This window comes from Streptomyces sp. NBC_00376 (assembly GCF_036077095.1).
Lineage (GTDB): Bacteria > Actinomycetota > Actinomycetes > Streptomycetales > Streptomycetaceae > Streptomyces.
On record NZ_CP107960.1, the window covers coordinates 4,617,593 to 4,637,265 of the forward strand.

General features: G+C 68.9%; 20 protein-coding genes and 3 pseudogenes. 7 read left to right on the forward strand and 16 right to left on the reverse strand.

What is annotated here, in order from left to right; translation table 11 throughout:
• Window positions 1-227: 227 nt before the first annotated feature.
• Window positions 228-1,496 (forward strand): ATP-binding protein, encoded by a 1,269-nt coding sequence (locus tag OG842_RS20905; protein WP_266731596.1) that lies wholly within the window; start codon window positions 228-230, stop codon window positions 1,494-1,496.
• Between the two features lie 76 nt (window positions 1,497-1,572).
• Here OG842_RS20905 and OG842_RS20910 read toward each other — a convergent pair.
• Window positions 1,573-1,806 (reverse strand): annotated as a pseudogene (locus OG842_RS20910) (DUF5994 family protein); the annotation flags it as partial.
• 226 nt (window positions 1,807-2,032) lie between these two features.
• Window positions 2,033-2,239 carry a hypothetical protein gene (locus OG842_RS20915; RefSeq protein ID WP_266731598.1) on the reverse strand — a complete coding sequence of 69 codons (207 nt, stop codon included), beginning with the start codon at window positions 2,237-2,239 and terminating at the stop codon, window positions 2,033-2,035.
• Between the two features lie 714 nt (window positions 2,240-2,953).
• Here OG842_RS20915 and OG842_RS20920 point away from each other — a divergent pair.
• Complete coding sequence (locus tag OG842_RS20920) at window positions 2,954-4,084, forward strand: site-2 protease family protein (RefSeq protein WP_266731600.1); 1,131 nt, start codon at window positions 2,954-2,956, stop codon at window positions 4,082-4,084.
• Between the two features lie 410 nt (window positions 4,085-4,494).
• On the opposite strand, the gene OG842_RS20925 is transcribed toward OG842_RS20920, so the two are convergent.
• The 4 genes from OG842_RS20925 to OG842_RS20940 all read right to left on the reverse strand — a co-directional run bounded on the left by OG842_RS20925 (window position 4,495) and on the right by OG842_RS20940 (window position 5,973).
• Complete coding sequence (locus OG842_RS20925; RefSeq protein ID WP_266731602.1) at window positions 4,495-4,767, reverse strand: hypothetical protein; 273 nt, start codon at window positions 4,765-4,767, stop codon at window positions 4,495-4,497.
• A 38-nt stretch (window positions 4,768-4,805) separates the two neighbouring features.
• Window positions 4,806-5,072, reverse strand: a complete 267-nt coding sequence (locus tag OG842_RS20930) for a hypothetical protein (RefSeq protein ID WP_266731603.1) — start codon at window positions 5,070-5,072, stop codon at window positions 4,806-4,808.
• A gap of 102 nt (window positions 5,073-5,174) precedes the next feature.
• Complete coding sequence (locus OG842_RS20935) at window positions 5,175-5,390, reverse strand: hypothetical protein (RefSeq protein WP_266731605.1); 216 nt, start codon at window positions 5,388-5,390, stop codon at window positions 5,175-5,177.
• Window positions 5,391-5,394: 4 nt separating this feature from the next.
• A complete protein-coding gene (locus tag OG842_RS20940; protein WP_266731606.1) occupies window positions 5,395-5,973 on the reverse strand; it encodes a DUF5994 family protein in 579 nt (192 codons plus the stop codon).
• 281 nt (window positions 5,974-6,254) lie between these two features.
• Here OG842_RS20940 and OG842_RS20945 point away from each other — a divergent pair, with 281 nt between their 5' ends.
• Window positions 6,255-6,749, forward strand: a complete 495-nt coding sequence (locus OG842_RS20945) for a DUF5994 family protein (protein ID WP_266731607.1) — start codon at window positions 6,255-6,257, stop codon at window positions 6,747-6,749.
• Between the two features lie 12 nt (window positions 6,750-6,761).
• On the opposite strand, the gene OG842_RS20950 is transcribed toward OG842_RS20945, so the two are convergent.
• From OG842_RS20950 to OG842_RS20970, 5 genes and pseudogenes are all read right to left on the reverse strand, one after another.
• The gene (locus OG842_RS20950) at window positions 6,762-7,964 is read right to left on the reverse strand and encodes a PP2C family protein-serine/threonine phosphatase (protein WP_266731609.1); all 1,203 of its coding nucleotides are present in this window, start codon (window positions 7,962-7,964) and stop codon (window positions 6,762-6,764) included.
• A 601-nt stretch (window positions 7,965-8,565) separates the two neighbouring features.
• A pseudogene (locus OG842_RS20955) lies at window positions 8,566-8,865 on the reverse strand (hypothetical protein); the annotation flags it as partial.
• Between the two features lie 2 nt (window positions 8,866-8,867).
• Window positions 8,868-8,984, reverse strand: a pseudogene (locus OG842_RS20960) (transcriptional regulator); the annotation flags it as partial.
• Between the two features lie 511 nt (window positions 8,985-9,495).
• Window positions 9,496-9,699 carry a cold-shock protein gene (locus tag OG842_RS20965; protein WP_008735947.1) on the reverse strand — a complete coding sequence of 68 codons (204 nt, stop codon included), beginning with the start codon at window positions 9,697-9,699 and terminating at the stop codon, window positions 9,496-9,498.
• Window positions 9,700-9,926: 227 nt separating this feature from the next.
• On the reverse strand, window positions 9,927-10,265 hold the full coding sequence (locus OG842_RS20970) for a helix-turn-helix domain-containing protein (protein WP_259927793.1): 339 nt from the start codon (window positions 10,263-10,265) through the stop codon (window positions 9,927-9,929).
• 942 nt (window positions 10,266-11,207) lie between these two features.
• Between OG842_RS20970 and OG842_RS20975 the strand changes: the two genes are divergently transcribed.
• On the forward strand, window positions 11,208-11,567 hold the full coding sequence (locus OG842_RS20975; RefSeq protein WP_266731611.1) for a hypothetical protein: 360 nt from the start codon (window positions 11,208-11,210) through the stop codon (window positions 11,565-11,567).
• Between the two features lie 121 nt (window positions 11,568-11,688).
• Here OG842_RS20975 and OG842_RS20980 read toward each other — a convergent pair whose 3' ends face one another.
• The 4 genes from OG842_RS20980 to OG842_RS20995 form a co-directional block, all read right to left on the reverse strand.
• Complete coding sequence (locus tag OG842_RS20980; RefSeq protein ID WP_266417282.1) at window positions 11,689-12,000, reverse strand: SCO5918 family protein; 312 nt, start codon at window positions 11,998-12,000, stop codon at window positions 11,689-11,691.
• Window positions 12,001-12,049: 49 nt separating this feature from the next.
• The gene (locus OG842_RS20985) at window positions 12,050-12,448 is read right to left on the reverse strand and encodes a hypothetical protein (protein ID WP_266731613.1); all 399 of its coding nucleotides are present in this window, start codon (window positions 12,446-12,448) and stop codon (window positions 12,050-12,052) included.
• Window positions 12,449-12,494: 46 nt separating this feature from the next.
• Window positions 12,495-14,018, reverse strand: a complete 1,524-nt coding sequence (locus OG842_RS20990) for a DEAD/DEAH box helicase (RefSeq protein WP_266731614.1) — start codon at window positions 14,016-14,018, stop codon at window positions 12,495-12,497.
• A gap of 296 nt (window positions 14,019-14,314) precedes the next feature.
• Complete coding sequence (locus tag OG842_RS20995) at window positions 14,315-14,518, reverse strand: cold-shock protein (protein ID WP_072489439.1); 204 nt, start codon at window positions 14,516-14,518, stop codon at window positions 14,315-14,317.
• 701 nt (window positions 14,519-15,219) lie between these two features.
• On the opposite strand from OG842_RS20995, the gene OG842_RS21000 reads away from it, so the two are divergent.
• The 3 genes from OG842_RS21000 to OG842_RS21010 are packed head-to-tail and all read left to right on the forward strand — an operon-like array spanning window position 15,220 to window position 19,126.
• Window positions 15,220-17,892 carry a nucleotidyltransferase domain-containing protein gene (locus OG842_RS21000; protein ID WP_328512420.1) on the forward strand — a complete coding sequence of 891 codons (2,673 nt, stop codon included), beginning with the start codon at window positions 15,220-15,222 and terminating at the stop codon, window positions 17,890-17,892.
• Window positions 17,873-18,658 carry an SDR family NAD(P)-dependent oxidoreductase gene (locus tag OG842_RS21005; RefSeq protein ID WP_328512421.1) on the forward strand — a complete coding sequence of 262 codons (786 nt, stop codon included), beginning with the start codon at window positions 17,873-17,875 and terminating at the stop codon, window positions 18,656-18,658. Before OG842_RS21000 ends, OG842_RS21005 begins: the two co-directional genes overlap by 20 nt.
• A gap of 30 nt (window positions 18,659-18,688) precedes the next feature.
• Window positions 18,689-19,126, forward strand: a complete 438-nt coding sequence (locus tag OG842_RS21010; protein ID WP_069171779.1) for an NUDIX hydrolase — start codon at window positions 18,689-18,691, stop codon at window positions 19,124-19,126.
• 163 nt (window positions 19,127-19,289) lie between these two features.
• Here the strand turns inward: OG842_RS21010 and OG842_RS21015 are convergent, their stop codons facing one another.
• Complete coding sequence (locus OG842_RS21015; RefSeq protein WP_328512422.1) at window positions 19,290-19,670, reverse strand: hypothetical protein; 381 nt, start codon at window positions 19,668-19,670, stop codon at window positions 19,290-19,292.
• Window positions 19,671-19,673 lie beyond the last annotated feature (3 nt).

The window sequence follows — 19,673 nt, forward strand, 5'->3', positions numbered from 1 at the left end:
TCGATCCCTCGGCCTCAGATCCTTGGCGTCCGGCGTCGACGAGGGAGCCGTGCCGGCGCGTGGTCGCTCGCCAGCGTGCGGCGGAGTATGTGGGTGGCGGAGTGGGAGCGGGCGACCGCATCGCGGTGGTCACCGTTGACCAGGGCTTCGGCGCGCGGCCGCTGCCGCGCGCGTTCCGGCTTACATCGGCTGATGATGGGAGTACGGCCGAACGCGCGGAGCTGAGCATGACGGGTTGGCGTGTCAGGGACTACACCCAGGAAGATCTCGAAGCGGTGATCCGAGTCGACGCGGAGAGCGGCACGGCCGAAGAGGCACCTCTCTTTCCGCTCTCGGACGCTGTGGCGGCCCTTCAGGCCCTCCACCCGGCGGTGGTGGCCACCGCGGACGAGGAGGTGGTCGGCGCCGCGGTGAGCAGGGTGGAGGGTGACCGGGCGTGGATCCTGCGCATCAGCATGGCGCCTGCCTGGCGGCACCAGGGGCTGGGCAGCGACCTGATCACGGCCCTGGAGGACCGGCTGTTCGCCGGTGGCGTCCGAACGGTGCACGCGGTCCTGCCCGACGGCGAGACCGGTGCCACCGCCCTGCGTAACTGCGGCTTCGGCGCCCGTCCGGGCCTGGTCTTCTTCGAGAAGCGCGGGCGAGTGACCCCTCAGGCGGTCAGCATGCTCTCGTCGCTCGGAGCGGAGCTGCCGCCAGGGGGACTGTGGCAGAAGGTCGCGGGCATGCAGAGGGAGAAGAAGCTCATCGAGCGGCGTCTGGTCCTGCCACTGGCCCATCCCGAAATGGCCGCCCAGCACGGGGTGGAGCTGCCGCGGGCGGTAATGCTGTTCGGTCCGCCCGGGACCGGCAAGAGCACGTTCACGCACGCGATAGCCAGCCGTCTGGGATGGCCGTTCCTCGAACTGTTCCCAGCCCGGCTGGCCGCCGAGTACGGGCTGGCCAGCGGGCTGACAAGGCGCTTCGACGAGATCGCCCGGCTCGACCACGTCCTGGTCTTCATCGACGAGGTCGAGGAGATCGCGGGGACTCGGAGCGGTGCGGACGCGACCGCGGTCGGTGTCGTCAACGAACTGCTCAAGGCGATCGTCCGGTTCCGGGGCCAAGACGGGCGGCTGCTCGTCTGCGCCACGAACGACGTGACCACGCTCGACTCCGCGTTCCTGCGGCACGGCCGTTTCGACTACGTGCTGCCGATCGGCCCGCCCGACGACCGCGCGAGGACCGCGCTGTGGGAGAGCTATCTGACCCGAGCGGGCGCGGAGGCCGACGGCACGGCGCTGGCGTCCGCCAGCGAGGGGTTCACCCCTGCCGACATCGCCCATGTGGCGCGCACCGTTTCCCAAGCCCAATTCGAGCGTACCTTCGACACCGGAGCCCGGGCCCGCCCCACCACCGAGGACTACCTGCGCACGATCGGCGAAACCAGGCCCACGGTCAGCGCCGCCATGGCCCAGGAGTTCGCCCACCAGACCGAGAAGTTCGCCCGCATCTAGGCCGTCCCTTCCTCCTCGGCCTCCAGGCGCCGGATTCCCTCGGGGGTGAGAGTGACCATCGCCGGGGTGTTGCCCGCTTGTCGGGGTCCTGTTCGGTGAACCAGCCCACGTGCAGCGCGCGCCCGTCCACGGCAACTGTGTGCGGTACGACAAGCCAGCGGGTGGGATTCACGGTGACGCGGGTGACGCGACCCCAGGGTTCCTCCAGGGCGGCGGCGAGCGGTGGGAACTCGGCTTCGAGGTCGCGGGAGTAGGGCCACCAGGCCCCGTCCAACTGGCCGGCGAGCGTGGCCTTCGGGGTGAGGGACAAGCGGGCCGGGAACTCTGCGGCGAGGTCGCCGGGCGCGGTCCGGTCGAGGGTGCCTCAGGACAGCGCCGCCGATGCGGAAGGCTGACCCCCGAATTCACGGCGGCCGAGCCGAGAGTGCGGCGCCACCGTGGTGGGCGGCCCGGTCTCCTTCGGCGTCGGGCGGGATGCGACAGAGCCCGGCCGAAGTGTTGCGTACCGGCCGGGCTCCGGGCGTGCGGTGCCCTGGTCAGAGCCCCTCGTCGTGCAGGTCCTCTTCGCGCAGCAGGTCGTCCTCGCGGCGGCGCGAGCTCTCCTTCTGCCCGGGCTTCCGTCCCTGTTCACGGGTCTGCCTGCCCGGTCGGGGCTGCGCGGGGTCTCCGGGGCGATGGTGTTCCTGCGCCTCGCGGCCCCGGCCCTTGCCCGGCTCCTGACGCTCGTCCTGCGTACCGTCCATGACGGCGCTCCTCTTGATGCGTGGGGGTACGGATTCCTCTCGGATCACGCTGCCACGCACAGCGAAGGTCCGCATGATGGCGACTGCGAAGCGAGGCACACGGATGACGCCCCGCCTGTCGGCCTCACAGCAGAGAGCGACTGACGGCAGCGACTCGGAATTTTGAGTAGCGTCCAGAACCGACCCGACGCGCCACGAGGGCACTTGTGGCACACGAGGGCACACGGGCCCCGAGGGGTATGGGCAGCAAGCAAGCCTCAGGCATGTGACCTGGGGCTTTGCAGTGGAGCGGGTGACGAGAATCGAACTCGCGCTCTGAGCTCGGGAATCAACCAGCGCGTGATCGCCAGACATGTTCCTGAGCAGCGGAAACGCTGCACAGGTGTGTTGCTGGCCGACGGCCGGACGGTGCCCTGGGGTGACCGCTCTATACCCACACGAATGGCACGTAGTGGCACGCGGGGTGTGTCGGATCGGCTGGAGCCGTGCGTCTGGGTTCGGAGGGGACGAGGGGCGGCTGGCGTACCCGGATCCGGAATGGGCGGGCGGGCTCTTCGGGCAGTTCGCCGGTCAGCAAGTTCGTTCCGGGCCCTGGGCGACTGCGGGAGATTCCGAGAGCGACAATTGTGGGTGGGTGCCGTGCTGGTCGGTCCATGGAGTCGGGTCGCGAGGTCCTGTCCGGTGGACCGGGTGCCGAGCCGGCGGGAGACGACGATGAACGGCTCGGTCCGTGTCGGACAAGTTGTCGGGGTACCACTGCGGATGCACTGGAGCGTGCCGCTGCTGGTCGTTCTGTTCGCGTACGGTCTTGGCCGCCAGACCCTCCCCGTATGGACTCCAGGGCGCTCGGATGCGGTTTACACCTTCGCCAGTGCAGTGGGGGCCGTGCTGCTCATGGGCAGCCTCCTGCTCCACGAGACGGCACACGCTGCGATTGCCCGCAGGAAGAAGATCGCGGTACAGGATGTGACGCTGTGGGCGCTGGGCGGGATGACCCGGATGGGGCGACCGCCGACGGCCGCGGTGGCTTTCGCAGTGGCGATCGGCGGGCCGCTCACCAGCCTGGCCATCGGAAGCGCCGCGCTCGGAGCGGGAATCGGGCTGCACGCGATGTCCGGCTGGGCGGTGCCCGCCGCCGTTCTGGTGTGGCTCGGGTGGGCGAACCTGTTCCTGGGCGCGTTCAATCTCCTTCCCGCTGCGCCGCTCGACGGCGGAAGGGTGGTGCAGGCGCTGTTGTGGTGGCGTACCGGAGACCGGGAACGTGCGGATCGGGCGGCCTCCCGAAGCGGTCAGATCGTGGGCGGGCTGCTGATGGCCTTCGGCTGGATCTCCTTCCTGCGCGGGGCGCCGGGCGGGCTGTGGCTCGTCTTCGTCGGTCTCTTCATCGCGGTCGTCGCCGGCGCCGAACGGCAGCGCGCCGTGATCCACACAGCGCTGCGGGGCATCAAGGTCGCCGATGCCATGTCCAGCCCGGTGACCACCGGCGCCGACTGGCTGACCATCCGGCATTTCATCGACGAGGTGGCAGCGAGCTCCCGCCATTCCGCCGTGCCGCTGCTCGATTTCGAAGGCCGCCCCAGCGGGATCGTTCAGATACGCAAGCTTGCCCGGATACCGGGAGCGCGCCGGGAGGCGTTGCGCGTGCGCGAGGTGGCGATCCCGCTGTCACAGTGCGCGGTTGCCGCCCCGAGTGATCTTCTGAGTGAGGCTCTCGACAAGCTCCGCCCAGGTACCGGCATGCGCATTCTCGTCGTGGACGGGCACCATCTGGTGGGGATCGTCACCGCGAAGGACATTTCACGGCTGACCCGGCAGCACGCGCTGGGGGGCCGAGGGACAGACTGAGCCCTGCGCGACCTCGTAACAGAAGCCCGCTCCGATTGTCAGGGCCGTCCGTGCCGGAAGTGCACGAACCAGTTCTGGGCTGCAGTCCGGCAGGGCGACACCATCTGAATGGAACACTCTGCGCCGCTGCTGACGTGAGGCGGCCACATGACGCCCGGCGCGTGGGCCTGATGGCGGGCGTCGTCGCAACGGCCCCAGCGCATTCACTCCGCCGGGGCCGCCCTTCCGGATCGTCACACGTGAGAGTGCTCGATCCACCTTTAATTGTACGACTGCGGGCCGGACGGACCGGGGGGGCGAGCGGGTCATCGGGCAGGCCCCGTCCCCCTCGTTCGTGTGCGCGCAGGGGGCCGTGCAGGCCGTACGTGCCGGGCTGAGCGGTGGACGACTCGGCCCTTGGACAGTCCGGCTCAGTCGCGTTCTTCTTCTGCGGCCTCCATGCGGCGGATTCCCTGGTGGGTCAGGGAGACCATCGCGGGTGTGTTGCCCGGTTCCCAGTCGACAGTGATCAGGCCCTCGCCGACGAGGTACGTGCAGGCGGCGGCCAGGTCTTCCTCCGGGATGCGCAGGTCGTCCCGCAGCTTCCGCCCAGGGACTCCGAGGAGACGGTTGCCTTCGGTGGCTTCGTAGAGGGCGGTCAGGACTCGCTCGCGGTAGATCTGCCGCTCGCGGAGGGTCGCCATGATCGAGTCCTTTCGTGCATGTGAAGGTCCGGTGCTTCTCAGACTTCGTTGCCGTGGGCGCCGGTGTGCGCGGACGGTCTGCTGGTGGTGAGCCAGGAGAGGGCGGGTCCTGCGGCGGATTCGGTGTCCACGGTGAGGTGGAGCCGGGTGCCGCCTTTGGGAGCGGGGTAGCTGCGCTGTTCCGTTCCGGCGAAGCAGCGGCGGATTACTTCGGCGACCGCGCGGGCGGCTTCGGGAGTTGCGGCGACGATCCGGATCTCGGCGTGTCCTGCCTGCGGCAGGGGCTCGTTCTCGACGGGGTACAAGGCGGTGTGTTCCCTTCGGGGCGAAGCGAGAGGCCGACGGGTGGGTTGTCCCGGGTGTCGGGCGCCCCACCCGCGGCCTTCGGTCGGAGGAGTGGTCTGAGGTCAGGGCCGGATGCCCGTGAGCCCGCGGCTGGAGGCTTGCCCTGTCGAGCTGTCGTAGCCGTGGCTGTGGCCGGGTGGCCGGCTGATGGCCGGGAAGGGATCGCTGAAGTGGTAGACCGCGATGCGTGCGTCGTGCTGGGCGTTGAGCCGGTGGATCAGGAGCATGCCGAGCGCGATCAGGAGGGCGCCTGCCGCGAGCGTGATCAGGGTCTCCATGTCATCATCTCCGCGTGTTCCCCGGCAGGGGAATCATCCGCGCGCCGACGACCGGGTGCCGGAGAGGCAGCAGGACGGTCCCGCCATCGGTCTCCCAAGCCTCCTGGCTGCTTCGGGCGTCCCGCATACGGCGGCCGGTCGCGGCTTCGTCGGACATCAGCACACCGGCGGTGAGGACGCTGCCGGGGACGGCGGCGGCGCTCATCAGCCGGGCGGCCGCGGCGGGCCCGGTCTCGGGCGGGATCACCAGCAGGTCGCAGCGGCCTCCGGTGTAGGAGAGCAGAATCATCTTGTCGGGATCCTGTTCGGTGAACCAGCCCACGTGCACGATGTGCCCGGCGGCGGGAACCTTGTGCGGGACGATGGGCCAGCGGGTGGGATTCACCATGGCGCGCGTGATGCGTCCCCAGCGCCCTTCCAGCGCTTCGACCAGGGACGGAAGCTCGGTGGGCAGGTCCCGTGAGTAGGGCCACCAGGCACCGTCCAACTGGCCGGCGAGGGTGGTCTTCGGCGTCAGGGAAAGCCGCGTCGGGAGCGGGGGAACAAACGCCCGTGCCACTCCGCGTTCGACGGTCGTGGTCATGATGCGGACCCGTCTCCGGGCCGTCCTGCAGGGCGGCCCAGTGTCTTGATCGCCGGAAACGACGTCCGCGTGGGAGCGGGTGTACGAGGTACTCCCGGTATTTTGAGCGTACTCCGCCCAGCGGTCGGACGAGCCGCTCTGACCAGGCGATTTCCCGCCGGGCACGCCGTCCGGCCGACAGCCGCGGGCATGACCACCGGCACGCGGAGTACCGTGTGACCACGGCGGTGTCTCGCCGGCCGTGAGGTGCCGGCGGCCCCCGCGCAGGCAGGCGGACCATCATGGCCGAATCCGACAGCCCGACCCCTCCCAAGCTCCTTCCGGACGAGATCCACCGAGCGGTGAATCCCGGCACGGCCCTGCTCCGGCTGCGGACGACGCACTCCCGCGAGGGCGTCCTCGACGGCGCGTGGTGGCCCCGCTCCCGGGACGTCGCGGCCGAGCTGCCCGCCCTGATCCAGGCGCTCACCACGCACCTCGGCCCCGTCACGCGGGTCGGCCTGGACAAGGACGCCTGGGAGGAGGTCCCGACTCGTGTTGTTGTCGACGACCGGGTCGTGCACCTCGACTCCTTCCCCGTCGGCGACGACACCGTCCTCATCACCCGTGGCGACAACGACCACTTCGCCCTCCTGGTGGTGCCCCCGGACACGACACCCGACGCGGCACGTGACGCCATGGCCCGTGCGGTCGACGCGGGTAACGTCACCCGGGCCGCCGAGATCCTCGTCGCCACGCTTCCCGAGCGGGTGACCCACCGCCAGGAGCCGGCGTGACACGTCCCTCCGTCATCCTCGCCACTCGACCAGGACGAGCGTGGCGTCGTCCGAAGTGGCGTCGCGGCGTGCCCGCTTGAGGGTGTGGGAGAGGTCCCGTGCCACCGCGCGGACCTGCCGTTCCGCCTTCTCCAGTTGGTTCACCCAGTCGATCAGCTGGTCCTCGCCGAACTCTTCCTGTCCGCTCTCGTGTTCCTCGATCAGCCCGTCGGTGAAGCAGAGGACGCGATCCCCCGGTTCGAGCGTCACCTCGCTGACCTGCGGCTGTGCTCCTCCGAAGCCGACGGGCAGGGTCGTGGGGCTGTCCAGGCGGCCTACGACGCGGTGCCGGCGGATCAGCATGGGGGCGGGGTGCCCGGCGTTGACCCACTGGAGGCGGCCGGTGTTCGTGTCCAGCCGCATCATCTGCGCGGTCACGAAGTGGTCGGGCGCGAACTGCTCGGCCACGGCCCGGTCCATGAAGAGGTAGATCTCGGACAGTTCGACGCTGATCCGGCGGGCGTGCCGGTACGCACCGATGGCCACCGTGGCCATCGTGGCCGCGTCCAGACCGTGACCCATGGCGTCGATCACGGCGAGGTGGAAGGTGTCCCTGTTCAGGGCGTAGTCGAAGCTGTCGCCCGCCACGTCGTAAGCGGGCTCCAGAACGCCGGCGAGGGCGACGCGCGGCGTCACCATCGACAGAGGCGGCAGCAGCGACCACTGGATCTCGGCGGCGACACTCATCGGTTCGCTGCGGCGGGTGCGGGAGAAGAGATCGGTGTGGCCGTTCCTGGTCTGCATCATGTCGGCGATCAGGCCGGCGATCCTGCGCAGGAGGCGGCGGTCGTCGTCATCGACGGCGTCCAGCGTGACGGCCAGGACACCCGACTGGTCGCCCCCGTCCGGCAACGGCAGCAGGACCCGTACGCCGTCGGGCAGCGCGAGTTCGACCGGGCGCGAAGTGAGGAAACACCGCCCGGCCTCGGAGCCGTCGATGGTCTGCGGTTCGCCGCCCGCCAGCCCTTCGCCCGGCAGGGGGACCAGCCTCTGCTGCCCGTAGTCCTGGAGCAGGATCTCCGGATCCCGTCCCCCCAGCCGCGCCACCGTGTCGGCCAGGATCGGCCCGACCAGATGGGGCGGCAGCTCGTGGGCCCGGTCCAGGAGCCCGCCCAGCAGCCCCTCTCCGAAGCTCTCCGAGCGATCCGGATCCCCGGGCGGCGATCCGACTGTCATCCCGTTCCCTTCCGCAGGGCGACGGAGGGGCCGTGCAGCGCCTGCGCCGCGGCCCGGCGGGCACGGGAGCCAGGCCCGTTGCCGGCGATCTCGCCACCAGGATGCGCCTCGGAGGCAGGACACGCCACACGGGTGCCGCCGGAGGCCGCTCCCACGCCGCATGCCACCGGCGCCGAGTGCGCCGGACGAAGCGGAACGAGGTCCTGGCCTGTCGGGCGTCGACATCCGGGAGGTCAAGGCGATGAAGAGGGACCAGGTAGCCGCCCCCCCGTTATGGCATTGATGGCACGCGAATGGCGCGCGGGCCCCGAGAGGTCTAGACAACGAACAGGCCCTGGTCGCCGCCCAGGGCCTTCCTCGTGGAGCGGGTGACGAGAATCGAACTCGCGCTCTGAGCTTGGGAATCACCGGTGCTTGCACGCTCGAAGTGCTTCTGGCCTGCATGTTCGACCCTGAGATGCGAGGCCGGCGTGGTCCCAGGGCGCCGAGCTTGACCGCTGTTGTCCGCCCCGAAGGGCATGGATGGGGCATGGCGACCGCGGGGCTGGCAGCCTCTCTTGCGAACCGCATTCTTGTCGAGCGGTCGGCATCCGTGAGGCCATCAGTCCTCGTGCGGAGCCTCAAGCTCGTGGAGCCGTTCCCCGATGTCGTCGGCCCAGGCCTGTGCCCACTGCCGCAGCCCGGCGATTGCCCGCTCGTCGAGTCCGTAGGCGGCGAATTCCGTGTCGTCGATCCAGTCGGCTCCGCTCAGCCGAGCTTGAAGCTCGCTGAGGTCGAAGGAGTCGCGGGCATGGCGCCGACCGAGCTCCTCGAGTTCGACGGGGTTCCAGCGGTCCGTGGCGGCCTGTACATCGATCAGATCCCTGGCGAGTCCACGGTCGGCCAAGGCGCGGACCTTGGTGAGTGGAGCGGCAGGCGTACCGGGCCGTGCTCGGGACCGGCAAGCTCGGAGAGCGCTGCGGGCAGGCGCCGGGCGAACTTGGCACGACGGAGATCGGAAAGACCGGGCTGTGATGCCATACGTCGATTATCCAGGAAGAGCCGACGATGAGCCGCTCGGGCCGCAGGCAACACTCCTGTGAGCAGGAGACGGGCCCAACCGACCGCCGCCCCACCAGCGGTGAAGCTACCAACAAACAAGCCCCCGGCTGCCGGCCTGGGGCTTCTGCATGGAGCGGGTGACGAGAATCGAACTCGCGCTCCGAGCTTGGGAATCACTCTGCACGTGATGGACCACAGGGCTGCTGACCTGCGAGAACATCCACTGAAGGTACTGTTCTTGCCACCTTGGCCGATGCCTTGTCGACCGCTGTTCACCGCCGCTACTGGCACGTTGTGGCATGCGGTGCTGTCAGGGGCGGAGGAGGTGAAGCTCCTGCCCAGTACCGTCGTTTCCCGGCCGTCACCCCACACGCATACATCCAGAACCCGCATGATTGCGTGAGCGAGCCCCGGACCGGGGCGGTCCGGGGCCGCCGTAGCCTGCGGCCGGACCCAGAGGATCCCGGTTCCGCCGGAGGGATGGGGAAGGTCAGGCCGGGTTGATGTTCTCCGCCTGGGGGCCCTTCTGGCCCTGGGTGACGTCGAACGTCACGACCTGACCCTCCTGGAGCTCACGGAAGCCCGAGGAGTTGATCGCCGAGTAGTGGGCGAAGACATCCGGGCCGCCACCGTCCTGAGCGATGAAGCCGAAGCCTTTTTCCGCGTTGAACCACTTCACGGTTCCCGTAGCCATGTCTCATGCCTTCCAGTCGACTGACGCCTCCCGCTCCATGCGGAAGGCGGAGGTGATCGTCCTGGTTCCTGCGGCACAGCACAGCAAAACGCCCACACCGAAGGGGTGGGCAGAGGGAACTTCCGAACCACGACAACTCACCGGGACGGTACACGTCCGCACACTCCGTCACCAGAGGAATCGCCTGCACCTGTGCGGGTGCCCGCCGGTGTCCGGCGGGCACCGCCTCAGTCCGCGGTCGGCGGCTCTGCCGATTCGGCGGCGCGGCGGTACTCGGCGTTGATGCGCTGCGCCTCTTCCAGCTGGTCTTCCAGGACGACGATGCGACATGCGGCCTCGATGGACGTGCCCTGGTCGACCAGTTCGCGGGCGCGGGCGGCGATGCGCAGTTGGTAGCGGGAGTAGCGGCGGTGGCCGCCCTCCGAGCGCAGCGGGGTGATCAGACGGGCTTCGCCGATGGCGCGGAGGAAGCCCTGGGTGGTGCCGAGCATCTCGGCGGCCCGGCCCATCGTGTAGGCGGGGTAGTCGTCGTCGTCAAGACGGCCGTACGAGTCGTCTGCTGTCACTTGCACCTCTCTTGTGGAACGCGTGGAGGGGCCCTGGTGCCGTACGGCACCAGGGCCCCGAAGGAACTACTACACCACCTGCCGGCCCTGATACTGCACCGGCATTCTGTATCCGCGGCCCCGACCTGGCTGCTGTCGGGAGTGCGGGGATCGCGGTTGCTTGACCGGAGACCACCTCACTATCGATGTCCTGCGGTACCCGGGCCAAAGACTCCAGCCCAGGCGATCCTGATGGCGCGGGCTCCTCCGTTCTTCCCTCGGTGATCAATTACCTACCATGGGGGTACTGCGTACTACTGGTACTGCTCTACTGCGTACTGCTGGTGTGCGAACTGCTCAGTGGCCTGTGACAGCGCCACTCTTCGGCAGCCAGCCCCGTTGCCCGTCCTGCGTCTGCTCTGGCTTGGAACCCCACTGCCGAACTTCCCGGTGCGCGCGTCCGCAGCCGACGCCTTCACCGAGGTACCGCTCAGTCACTTCACTGCTGGGTACTGCGGACTGCACTCACGGGCACCGCAACTGCCATGACAGCGGTCCCGCTCCGGCGGCCCCTCACTGCGGGCCACCCGGTCCGGCTGTCAGTCCCGTCGCCGTCCTTCAACAACCCTGGCTTCGAAACTCCACTGCCGCACCGCCCTGCAACTACATGTACTACCGGCAGTTCGTCTCTGCCAGGTCTTGCTGTCTCTCTGGGTTACGAGAGAAACCATAACCACGCCACCACCCAATGTCTACTCTGGCCAATAGAGATTTTTGTGTGTCTCGTGAGGAGGTAATCGACCTCGCCGGAGACTTCGGCCGGCCCGTGGTCAACCGACCCGTCAGAGCGACCGCGGTCAGCCGGCGGGCCTCTGAGGGGAAGACGGCGACTGCCCGTCTCGCTCGGCAGTACGACCGGTCGAGGGGACGGACGGGACGGACCCGCGAATAGGATCGGCTCTCATGTCGAAGCCTGACGAGCTGCTCGTTGACGTCGCCACGCTGGTGGAGTCCGGGCACAACAATCAGATGTCCCTGACCGTGGTCACCGGTGGTGCTGTCATCACCGGCCGGCTGGCGCCCGAAGCCGTGTGGAGGCAACGGGTGTCGGAGGTCCTGACGGACTCGTCCCGTCTGGGCGAGTTCTCCGCCGCGTTCACCGGTACGACGCGGGGGGACGGGCCGCCCGCGTATCTGCACTTCCATATGGCGCGGATCCTTCAGGGCACGGTGGGGATTCCGGAGACGGGTGGGATGTACCGCGTCTCGATCGCGGATGTCAGCGCCTGGACCATGGGCGACTTCAGCTACTCCGATCACTGACGTCGCGCCGCGTAGAGAAACTCACCGGTACGCGGGAGGGCCCGACCGGCGTGTGCCGGTCGGGCCCTCCCGACTGTTCAGGTGTCAGCTCGCGCTTCCCATCGGCCAGGTGGCCAGATGGTCAGACGGCCACCGGGGTGCCGAGCATCGCGGAGGCGTGCTGGAGTGGGCTGAGGGCGCGGGTGGGCGCGGCGGTCCGGGGGAGGCTGCGGCAGGTGAAGCCGAGCTTGGTCATGGCCCGGAGGACTTCGTCGGCGCTGAAGTCGCGGCGATCCTGGCGGGTGATGACCTCGCCGACCTGCTTGACGGGGTAGGCGCGGCGGCCGATGGTCACGGACTCGCCGACGACCTCCTCGGGCTTGATGCCCTTCATGGATTCCAGGACGCCGCTCTTGGTGAGTTCGAACGGGAAGCGGGCGATGACACAGCGCACGATGCCTCACAGGGAGAAGAAGGGGATTGTTCCGCCGTGGTGAGAGGGTTCAGAGGGCCAGGGCGAGGACGCCCGGGGCGCTGTCCTGCTCGTCCACGACGGACTGGGTAGCGAGCCGGCGGCGGTGCGTGGCGTGCTCGGCCATCATGGTGGCGGGCGAGGTGTGCGGCCCGCGGTCGCCGAGGATGTCGCGCAGCTGGAGCCGGTCCGTGTAGGCGGGGCCGTCGCGGACGATGGTGAGCTGGGCCCGGGTGACCAGTCCGGTGCACAGGCTGTCGTTGTCGCAGACTCTCAGGTGTCCAGTCCTGGCACTGGCCATGACGGACAGGGCCACCTCGACGGTCATGTCGTCGCAGACCTGTGGCCCGGCCGTGTTCATGGCCTTGAGCGCCGTCCGGGGCACGAGGCCGGCGTTCGCCGGGTGGGGCTGCATCTGGACCAGTGTCACAACGTGCCTCCTGCAGAGATGGGTCAGCTTCCGGACCACGCGGTGCTCAGGCCGCCGCATCGAAGGCGGACTGTCGCCCGCTCACGCGCCGGGCAGCCGCGGCCGGGCTGCGTCGACCGCGGGAGGCCGTGCCGCGCTTGCGCCGCTCGGGTGTCGGCGCGGTGATCGTCACGGGGGTGCCGGAGGGGGTCCGGGCGCCGGTGATCCGGCTGAGTGCTTCCTCGCCGGAGCGGACCTGGGTGGTCCGGGGCACGATGCCGGCGGCTGCCATGAGGCGCGTCATGTCGCGGCGCTGGTTGTTGGTGACCAGGGTGACGACACTGCCGGACTCGCCGGCCCGCGCGGTACGGCCGCCGCGGTGGAGGTAGTCCTTGTGGTCGGTCGGCGGGTCCACGTTCACGACGAGGTCGAGGTGGTCGACGTGAATGCCGCGCGCCGCGACGTTCGTCGCGACCAGGACGGTGACGTGCCCTGTCTTGAACTGGGCGAGGGTGCGGGTGCGCTGCGGCTGTGACTTACCGCCGTGGAGAGCGGCAGCCCGGACACCACTGGTGAGGAGGTCCTGGGTGAGGCGGTCCACGGCGTGCTTGGTGTCCAGGAACATGATCACCCGGCCGTCGCGCGCCGCGATCTCCGTCGTCAGCCGGTGCTTGTCGGCGCCGTGCACGTGCAGGACGTGATGTTCCATCGTGGTGACGGCACCCTGGGAGGGATCCACGGAGTGGACGACGGGGTCGGTGAGGTAGCGACGGACCAGAAGGTCGACGTTACGGTCCAGGGTCGCGGAGAACAGCATGTGCTGGCCCTCGGGGCGGACCTGGTCCAGGAGCGCGGTGACCTGCGGCATGAAGCCCATGTCGGCCATCTGGTCGGCCTCGTCGAGGACAGTGATCGCGACCTGGTCCAGCCGACAGTCACCGCGGTCGATGAGGTCCTTGAGGCGACCGGGGGTGGCCACGACGACTTCGGTGCCGCCCCGCAGCGCATTCGCCTGCCGGCCGATGGGCATCCCGCCGACGACAGTGGTCAGGCGCAGCTTCACAGCGCGGGCGTAAGGGGTGAGGGCATCGGTGACCTGCTGAGCGAGTTCCCGGGTGGGAACCAGAACCAGGGCCAGCGGCTGACGGGGCTCGGCGCGCTGCCCGGCGGTGCGGGCCAGCAGGGCCAGGCCGAAGGCGAGAGTCTTGCCGGAGCCGGTCCGGCCGCGGCCCAGGACGTCGCGGCCCGCCAGAGAGTTCGGCAGCGTCGCACCCTGGATCGGAAACGGCATGGCCACGCCTTGCGCGGTGAGCGCGGCCAGCAGGCTCCTCGGCATGTCGAGGTCGCTGAACACCTCGACTGCGGGCAGCGCCGGAGTGATCGTCTCGGGCAGGGCGAACTCTCCCTGCATCGCGGCGGGCCGCCGACCACCCGAACGGCTCGGACCTGCTGAACGGTTCGGACCTGCCGAACGGTTCGGGGCGGACGAACCGAAGCGACTGCCCCGAATCGAACCAGCAGCGGAGTCGTACCCGTGGCCGCCGTTGCGGCGGGCACGGGAGGAACGGCTTTTCGTGCGTGTGGGGTTCATGCAGAACCTTCCTTGATACGGCGCGTATCAAGGAATTCCGCAGCATAAGAGCAGCGCTGGGAATCACAGGCACGGGCCGAATGGAATGCGAACGTGGCCCACGGGAAATTCGTGTCGACGTACGCAAAAATGGGAGATGGCGTGCGAAAAAGAATCCGGTGCATCGCCGGGCGCGGCTCCGAGGAGCCTGTGCGCCTCAATATTTTATTCCCGTGGATGAATCGCTGCGGAAATGCCTGCAGCTGGGGCCCGCACCCCGAGGGATGCGGGCCCCAGCCACGAAATGCGCGCCAGCGTCAGGCGGAAACGATGTTCTCGGCCGTCGGGCCCTTCTGGCCCTGCGCGATGTCGAAGCTGACCTTCTGGCCTTCCTGCAGTTCGCGGAAGCCCTGGGCGGCGATGTTCGAGAAGTGGGCAAACACGTCAGCGCCACCACCGTCCTGCTCGATGAAGCCGAAACCCTTTTCCGCGTTGAACCACTTCACGGTGCCAGTAGCCATGTCATATCTCCTTTGGGCAGTACACCGGAATCCGCACTGCACGGAAACCGCGTCGCCGCGATGATGCCCCGCCCGGAAAATGACCGGAATTACAAAGCGCTACCCTGCGGCATCGAGGCCGACCGGAGGCGCTTGAAGTTTTTGGGTACCAAAACTGCAACCGAGTCCGACAGTAGCACGCCATGGAGGATTGCGTGCGACAAATATTTCCCCGTGCGCGCTGCGGCAGAAACTCTCCCAGTAAGGGCCGTTAAATTCTGAGGCGGCCGGCACAGGTATTCATTTACCTCGAGTGCAGCGTTTTTCGAAAGCAAGGTGGCCAATCGGCTGCGACGTCTGCAGCCCATCGGAACCTGCGTCTGCGCCCCGGGGAGCCCTCCCGACAGCCCGCAGGAGACCCTGTAGCCGCGAGCCCGCCGACCTTCGCCGGTCAACCGTCGTTCCGGGAAGGGGAGTTCGCGTGGCGAGCACAGTGGAGTATGCCGAGTGACGAATGCCCGCCTGGGACGAGTCCTCAGCACCGACAAGCAAAAGTGGCGTCCGGAGACTGAACGGTTCCGGCAGTGACGGCTGCCTTCGTCCATCGGGCCGAGGATGGCTTGCCGAACGGCGGATGGGCTGCGGGGGCTTTGGCTCCGTAATGGAGGCGGCTGTCGGCTCAATCGAGGGTGGCGAGATGACCGGCGCCGCCGCCATAGGACTTGGGCGCCGCGCAGGCCGCGGACCGGGCCCGCCTCCTGCTGGCCCCGTACGAGACCGACCTGCGGACCGCCGAGGAGAGCGAGCACGCCCTCGTCCTCCTGCACTGCGACGACTGGGAGGAAGGTACCCGCCGGAGCCTGGCCCACGAGGTGACCGTCACCGAGATCTACGCGACGTACCAACGTCACCTCCACGAGCAGATCAACCGGCTTGTCGACGAGGGGCGCTTCCCGATGGCGATCCGCATCGGCGACCGGCCGACCGTCGCCGTCCAGGACGAGGTCCGCCAGCTCCTGGCGCCCCTGTACCCGGACGTGCCCGGGAGGGCTCTGGCAGGAGTGCACGTGACCGCGCTGGGTGGCATGTCGGAGAGCGGCAAGAGCACGGCCGGCGAGTACCTGCGCACCCAGCACAGCCACGCGCGCCTCAAGATCGGGTACCTCATTGAGGACGCGGCCGACCGGGCGGGGATCCATGACCCGTATCGGCTGGGGTCCGTCGTGCAGGCCGAGTTGATCGTGGACTCGCTGGACCGCTTCTGCCAGGCCCACCACTTCCTCGACTCCGTCAGCATCGAGTCGCTGCACGACTTCGACTCGACCGCCGAACTCGCCCGGATGCTCGGTCCTCAGCTCACCGTCGCCTACCTGAACGCCTCTGAGGCCACGCGCACCCGGCGGGGCACCGCCGGCTCCCAGGACGTCGCCGACCGAGACCTCATCAAAAGGGAACGAGGCGCGGACAAGATCGTCTCGATCGCCCATGAGGTCATCGGCAACGACGGGCCGCGCCTCAAGCTGGAGCGGCGGTTGGACCGCATCGCGCTCGATCGCCGCCCCCGGCCGGAGCACCAGCCCTCCACCATGCCGGTCAAGGCGCTAGGACTCCCCGTGAACCTGGAGTCCTACCTGGCCGAATTTCTCGACCGCACCACCGGCCTGCGCCCGTTGATCGATCTGCTGGCCGTCACCGGCAGCGGCGCCCGGGGCAAGTACCAGCACGGCTGGAGCGACCTCGACGTCCTTGTCGTGGCCGACGCGTCCGCCCTCGACGAGATGCGCCAGATCCTCGCGGATCTGGAGACCGAACTCGGCGGGGTCAAGCTTGGCATGACCGTACTGACCCGCGCCGAGTGCCGGGCCGGCGCCATCACCTCTCGACTTTTTTCACGTCCTCGCTCTCATCGGAAGCGGGTCGCTGGTCCCCTTGTGGTCCACCCCCGGACTGGCTCTGCCCGCTCCGGACGCGGCCACCGACGTCGCTGTAAGCCTGCGCGACGGCATCCAGGCCGCCATCGAGATCCGCCGCCAGTTCCTCAAGGGAAGCCCCGACCTCCGCGCCCTCTACAAGGTCACTGCGCTGCTCGCGAAGATTCAGCTCCGTTTCAGTGGGATCGAGTGCCCCTCCGACAGCGACGCCCTTACCGTCCTCCTCGACACCACACGGCAGGACACGAGCCTGGTCACCACCGCCCGCACCGAGCCGCTCGCGGCCGAAGCGCTCGCGCTCCTCGTTCTCCAGGCTTGGCTGGACACCCTCCCTGGAGAGACGCGGTGAGCGCGAACGCCCGACGGCCCATGGCAACAACGGGTGTCTTCCACAAGCCGGTGGCGACCCGGGAGCGGGCCGAAGCCGAGGCGAAGGGATGGGCACGGCTTGCCTCCCGCATAGCAGTTCCGGCCCTTCACGGGCAGATCGCGTTACCGGACAGGCAGCTCCTCGTCTACGAGGACGTCTTCGCTACCGGCCGGTGCGAGCTGCTGATGGGCGATGTGATCGCCCTCGCCGACCGCGATCCGGCCGTCCAGCCCCGCCTGGCCCGCCTCGTGGACGGGGTCTGCGCCGACCTGCGAGCAGCGGCTGAGGAAACCGGGAGGAGCGTGCCGCTGGCCGAGCGCGTCCCGGACCTCTACCTCGAACGCATCCGCCCCGGTAGCCGACTGGACCGCTGGTACCTGCGCCGCGACCAGCCACTTACCCTGCCCCACACCGATACGACCCTCACCCTCCGGGAACTGGCTGACTTCACCCTCACTGCCAACGGCAGACCGCTGACGTTGAACGTCGCCGACACCATCGACAACCTCCGCCATGCCCTGGCTCCCGACCGCCGCAGGCTCGCCGGCCTGACGCAGGGCGACCCCACGGAACCCAACATCGCCGACCCGCTGTGCTGGCTCGACTTCGAGTTCGCCGGGCGCAACACCGTCGCGGGCGAGGCCGCCAACCTGCTCTGGTACCTGATGGCCCTGGGCGGCTGGCTCGTCCCCCACTACCAGCCCGACGTGTACGCCCGCACCCTCCGCCTCGCCCTGCCGCCCCTGGCCCGCCCGCGCATCGAGCACCTGGAACTGCACCGGAGCAGTCGCCACATCGATGTCCGATACTCCTGGAACACCAGCCCCGGCCGCGCTGCGGCCATCACCCGTGCCCTGGACGGCCTCCGCAGGGAGAACGGCAGCGGCCTGGAGGAGATCCGTGCCTTTCTCGCCCTGCGCGTCCTCGGCGTCATCCCGCCCTCCCGGCTCACCGGACACGACCTCCTGCTCGTCCTGATCAAACTCGCCGAGAGCCAGGACCCGCACACGACGCTCGACACCTTCTTCACCACCACACCGGCCCCTCACCCCCACCCCGGCGAACGGAGCAGCAATGTCCCTGCCCCTGCTTGAGACTCCTCTCCAGACCCGGCCGCTCCAGGGGCGCACCGCCCTCGTCACCGGCGGGGCCACCGGCATCGGCGCCGAGATCGGACGGGCGCTCGCGGCCGCCGGAGCAACCGTGGCGGTCAACCACCTCGGCCAGGACCCCGACGCCCTCCTCGCCGCCTTCGAGCGCGCGGGCAGCCCCGGGATCGCGGTGAACGCCGACCTGACCGATCCAGACTCCGTCCAGACCATGGCCGGCCTCGTCCGGGCCGAGATCGGACCCGTCGACATCCTGGTGAACAACGCCGGTTCCTACCCCCGCGTTGCCTGGCAGGACACCGACGAGACCGCTTGGAACTACTCCCTCGACGTGAACCTCACCGCTCACTACCGCACCTGCCACGTGCTCACCCCCGACATGATCGAACGCCGCTGGGGCCGGATCGTGAACATCGGCAGTGTCAACGCCCGCGCCGGCCGGACGAACCTCGTCGCGTACAGCACTGCGAAGGCAGGGCTGCTGGGACTGACCCGCTCCCTCGCCCGCGAACTGGGTCCGTACGGGATCTGCGTCAACACCGTCATGCCTGGGGCCATCCAGGTCGAGGCCGAGAACACCCTCCCCGCCCAGCACCGTGCGCGGCCGGAGGATCAGATCAAGCGCCAGTGTGTCCCGCGTCGTGGTCGGCCCGAGGATGTCGCGGCCCTGGTGGCGTTTCTCGTGGGCCCCTCCGCCTCGTTCATCACGGGGCAGTCCGTCCACGTCGACGGCGGCTGGCTGCTGCACTGAGACCACCAACAAGCAAGGAGACAAACCGAAATGATGGAACGAGTCCGCGCCGTCCTCGTCACTGCAGACGACACGATGCTGGTCATCCGCCGTACCCGGCCCGGCATCCCCGAATACTGGGTCCTGCCCGGCGGCGGCGTCGAACCCAGCGACGAGTCCCGGGAGGCGGCCCTCCACCGGGAGATCCACGAGGAGATCGCGGGGAAGGCCGACATCATCCGCCTCCTCCACACGATGGAGTCCGACGATGAGCGGCAGCTCTTCTACTTCGCCCGTATCGCGACTTGGTCCTTCGACGACCGCACCGGTCCCGAGTTCAGCGCCGAGGGCCGCGGTGAATACGCGCTGGAGGAGATTCCGCTGACCATGGAGGGGCTCGACGGCATCGACCTAAAGCCCGAGGAGATCGCCCACGTCCTACGGGGAGCCATCAGGGCCGGAAGCCTCGGAGTCGAGGCATCGCTCTGAGCCTTCGAGTGCGTCAGCACGCCATCAGGGCCGACTCTGAGATGACCCGGCCCTGATGGCGTCCGTACGCGCTACTGGCTTAACGTCGGCTCGATGCCGCACGCCCTGTACGTAGTAACGGAAAACGAGCCGCGCCCGCGTCTCCTCGGGTCGAGCGGCGCTGCTACTGGACCAGCCGGAGCACCGGCTTCTGTTCCTGAACGTCCAGCAGGTTCTGCACCCTCTCGCTTGTCCGCGCCAGCTCATGAGCCAGTCGGGAAACCGATAGGCCCGCTTCCCTGGCAGCCAGGTCGAAAGCTTGCCCAAGCAGCGAAGGCCGTTCACCGGGGAAGTTCGAGACGGATTCCGCGGTGAAGCCCGGCTGGCCGTCGAGAGCGCGTAGACGCTGATACGTCCGGCTGGCAGTCGCGTCGGAGATCAGCCCCAGCTCGCGGCATCGTTCGGGGTCGGCGGCGAAGAAGACGGAGATATCGACGGGGAGGATGATTGTGCCTTCGGCGTTTCTGCGGAGGACGCCGGGCTTGCAGCCGGAGCGCTGGTACACGGC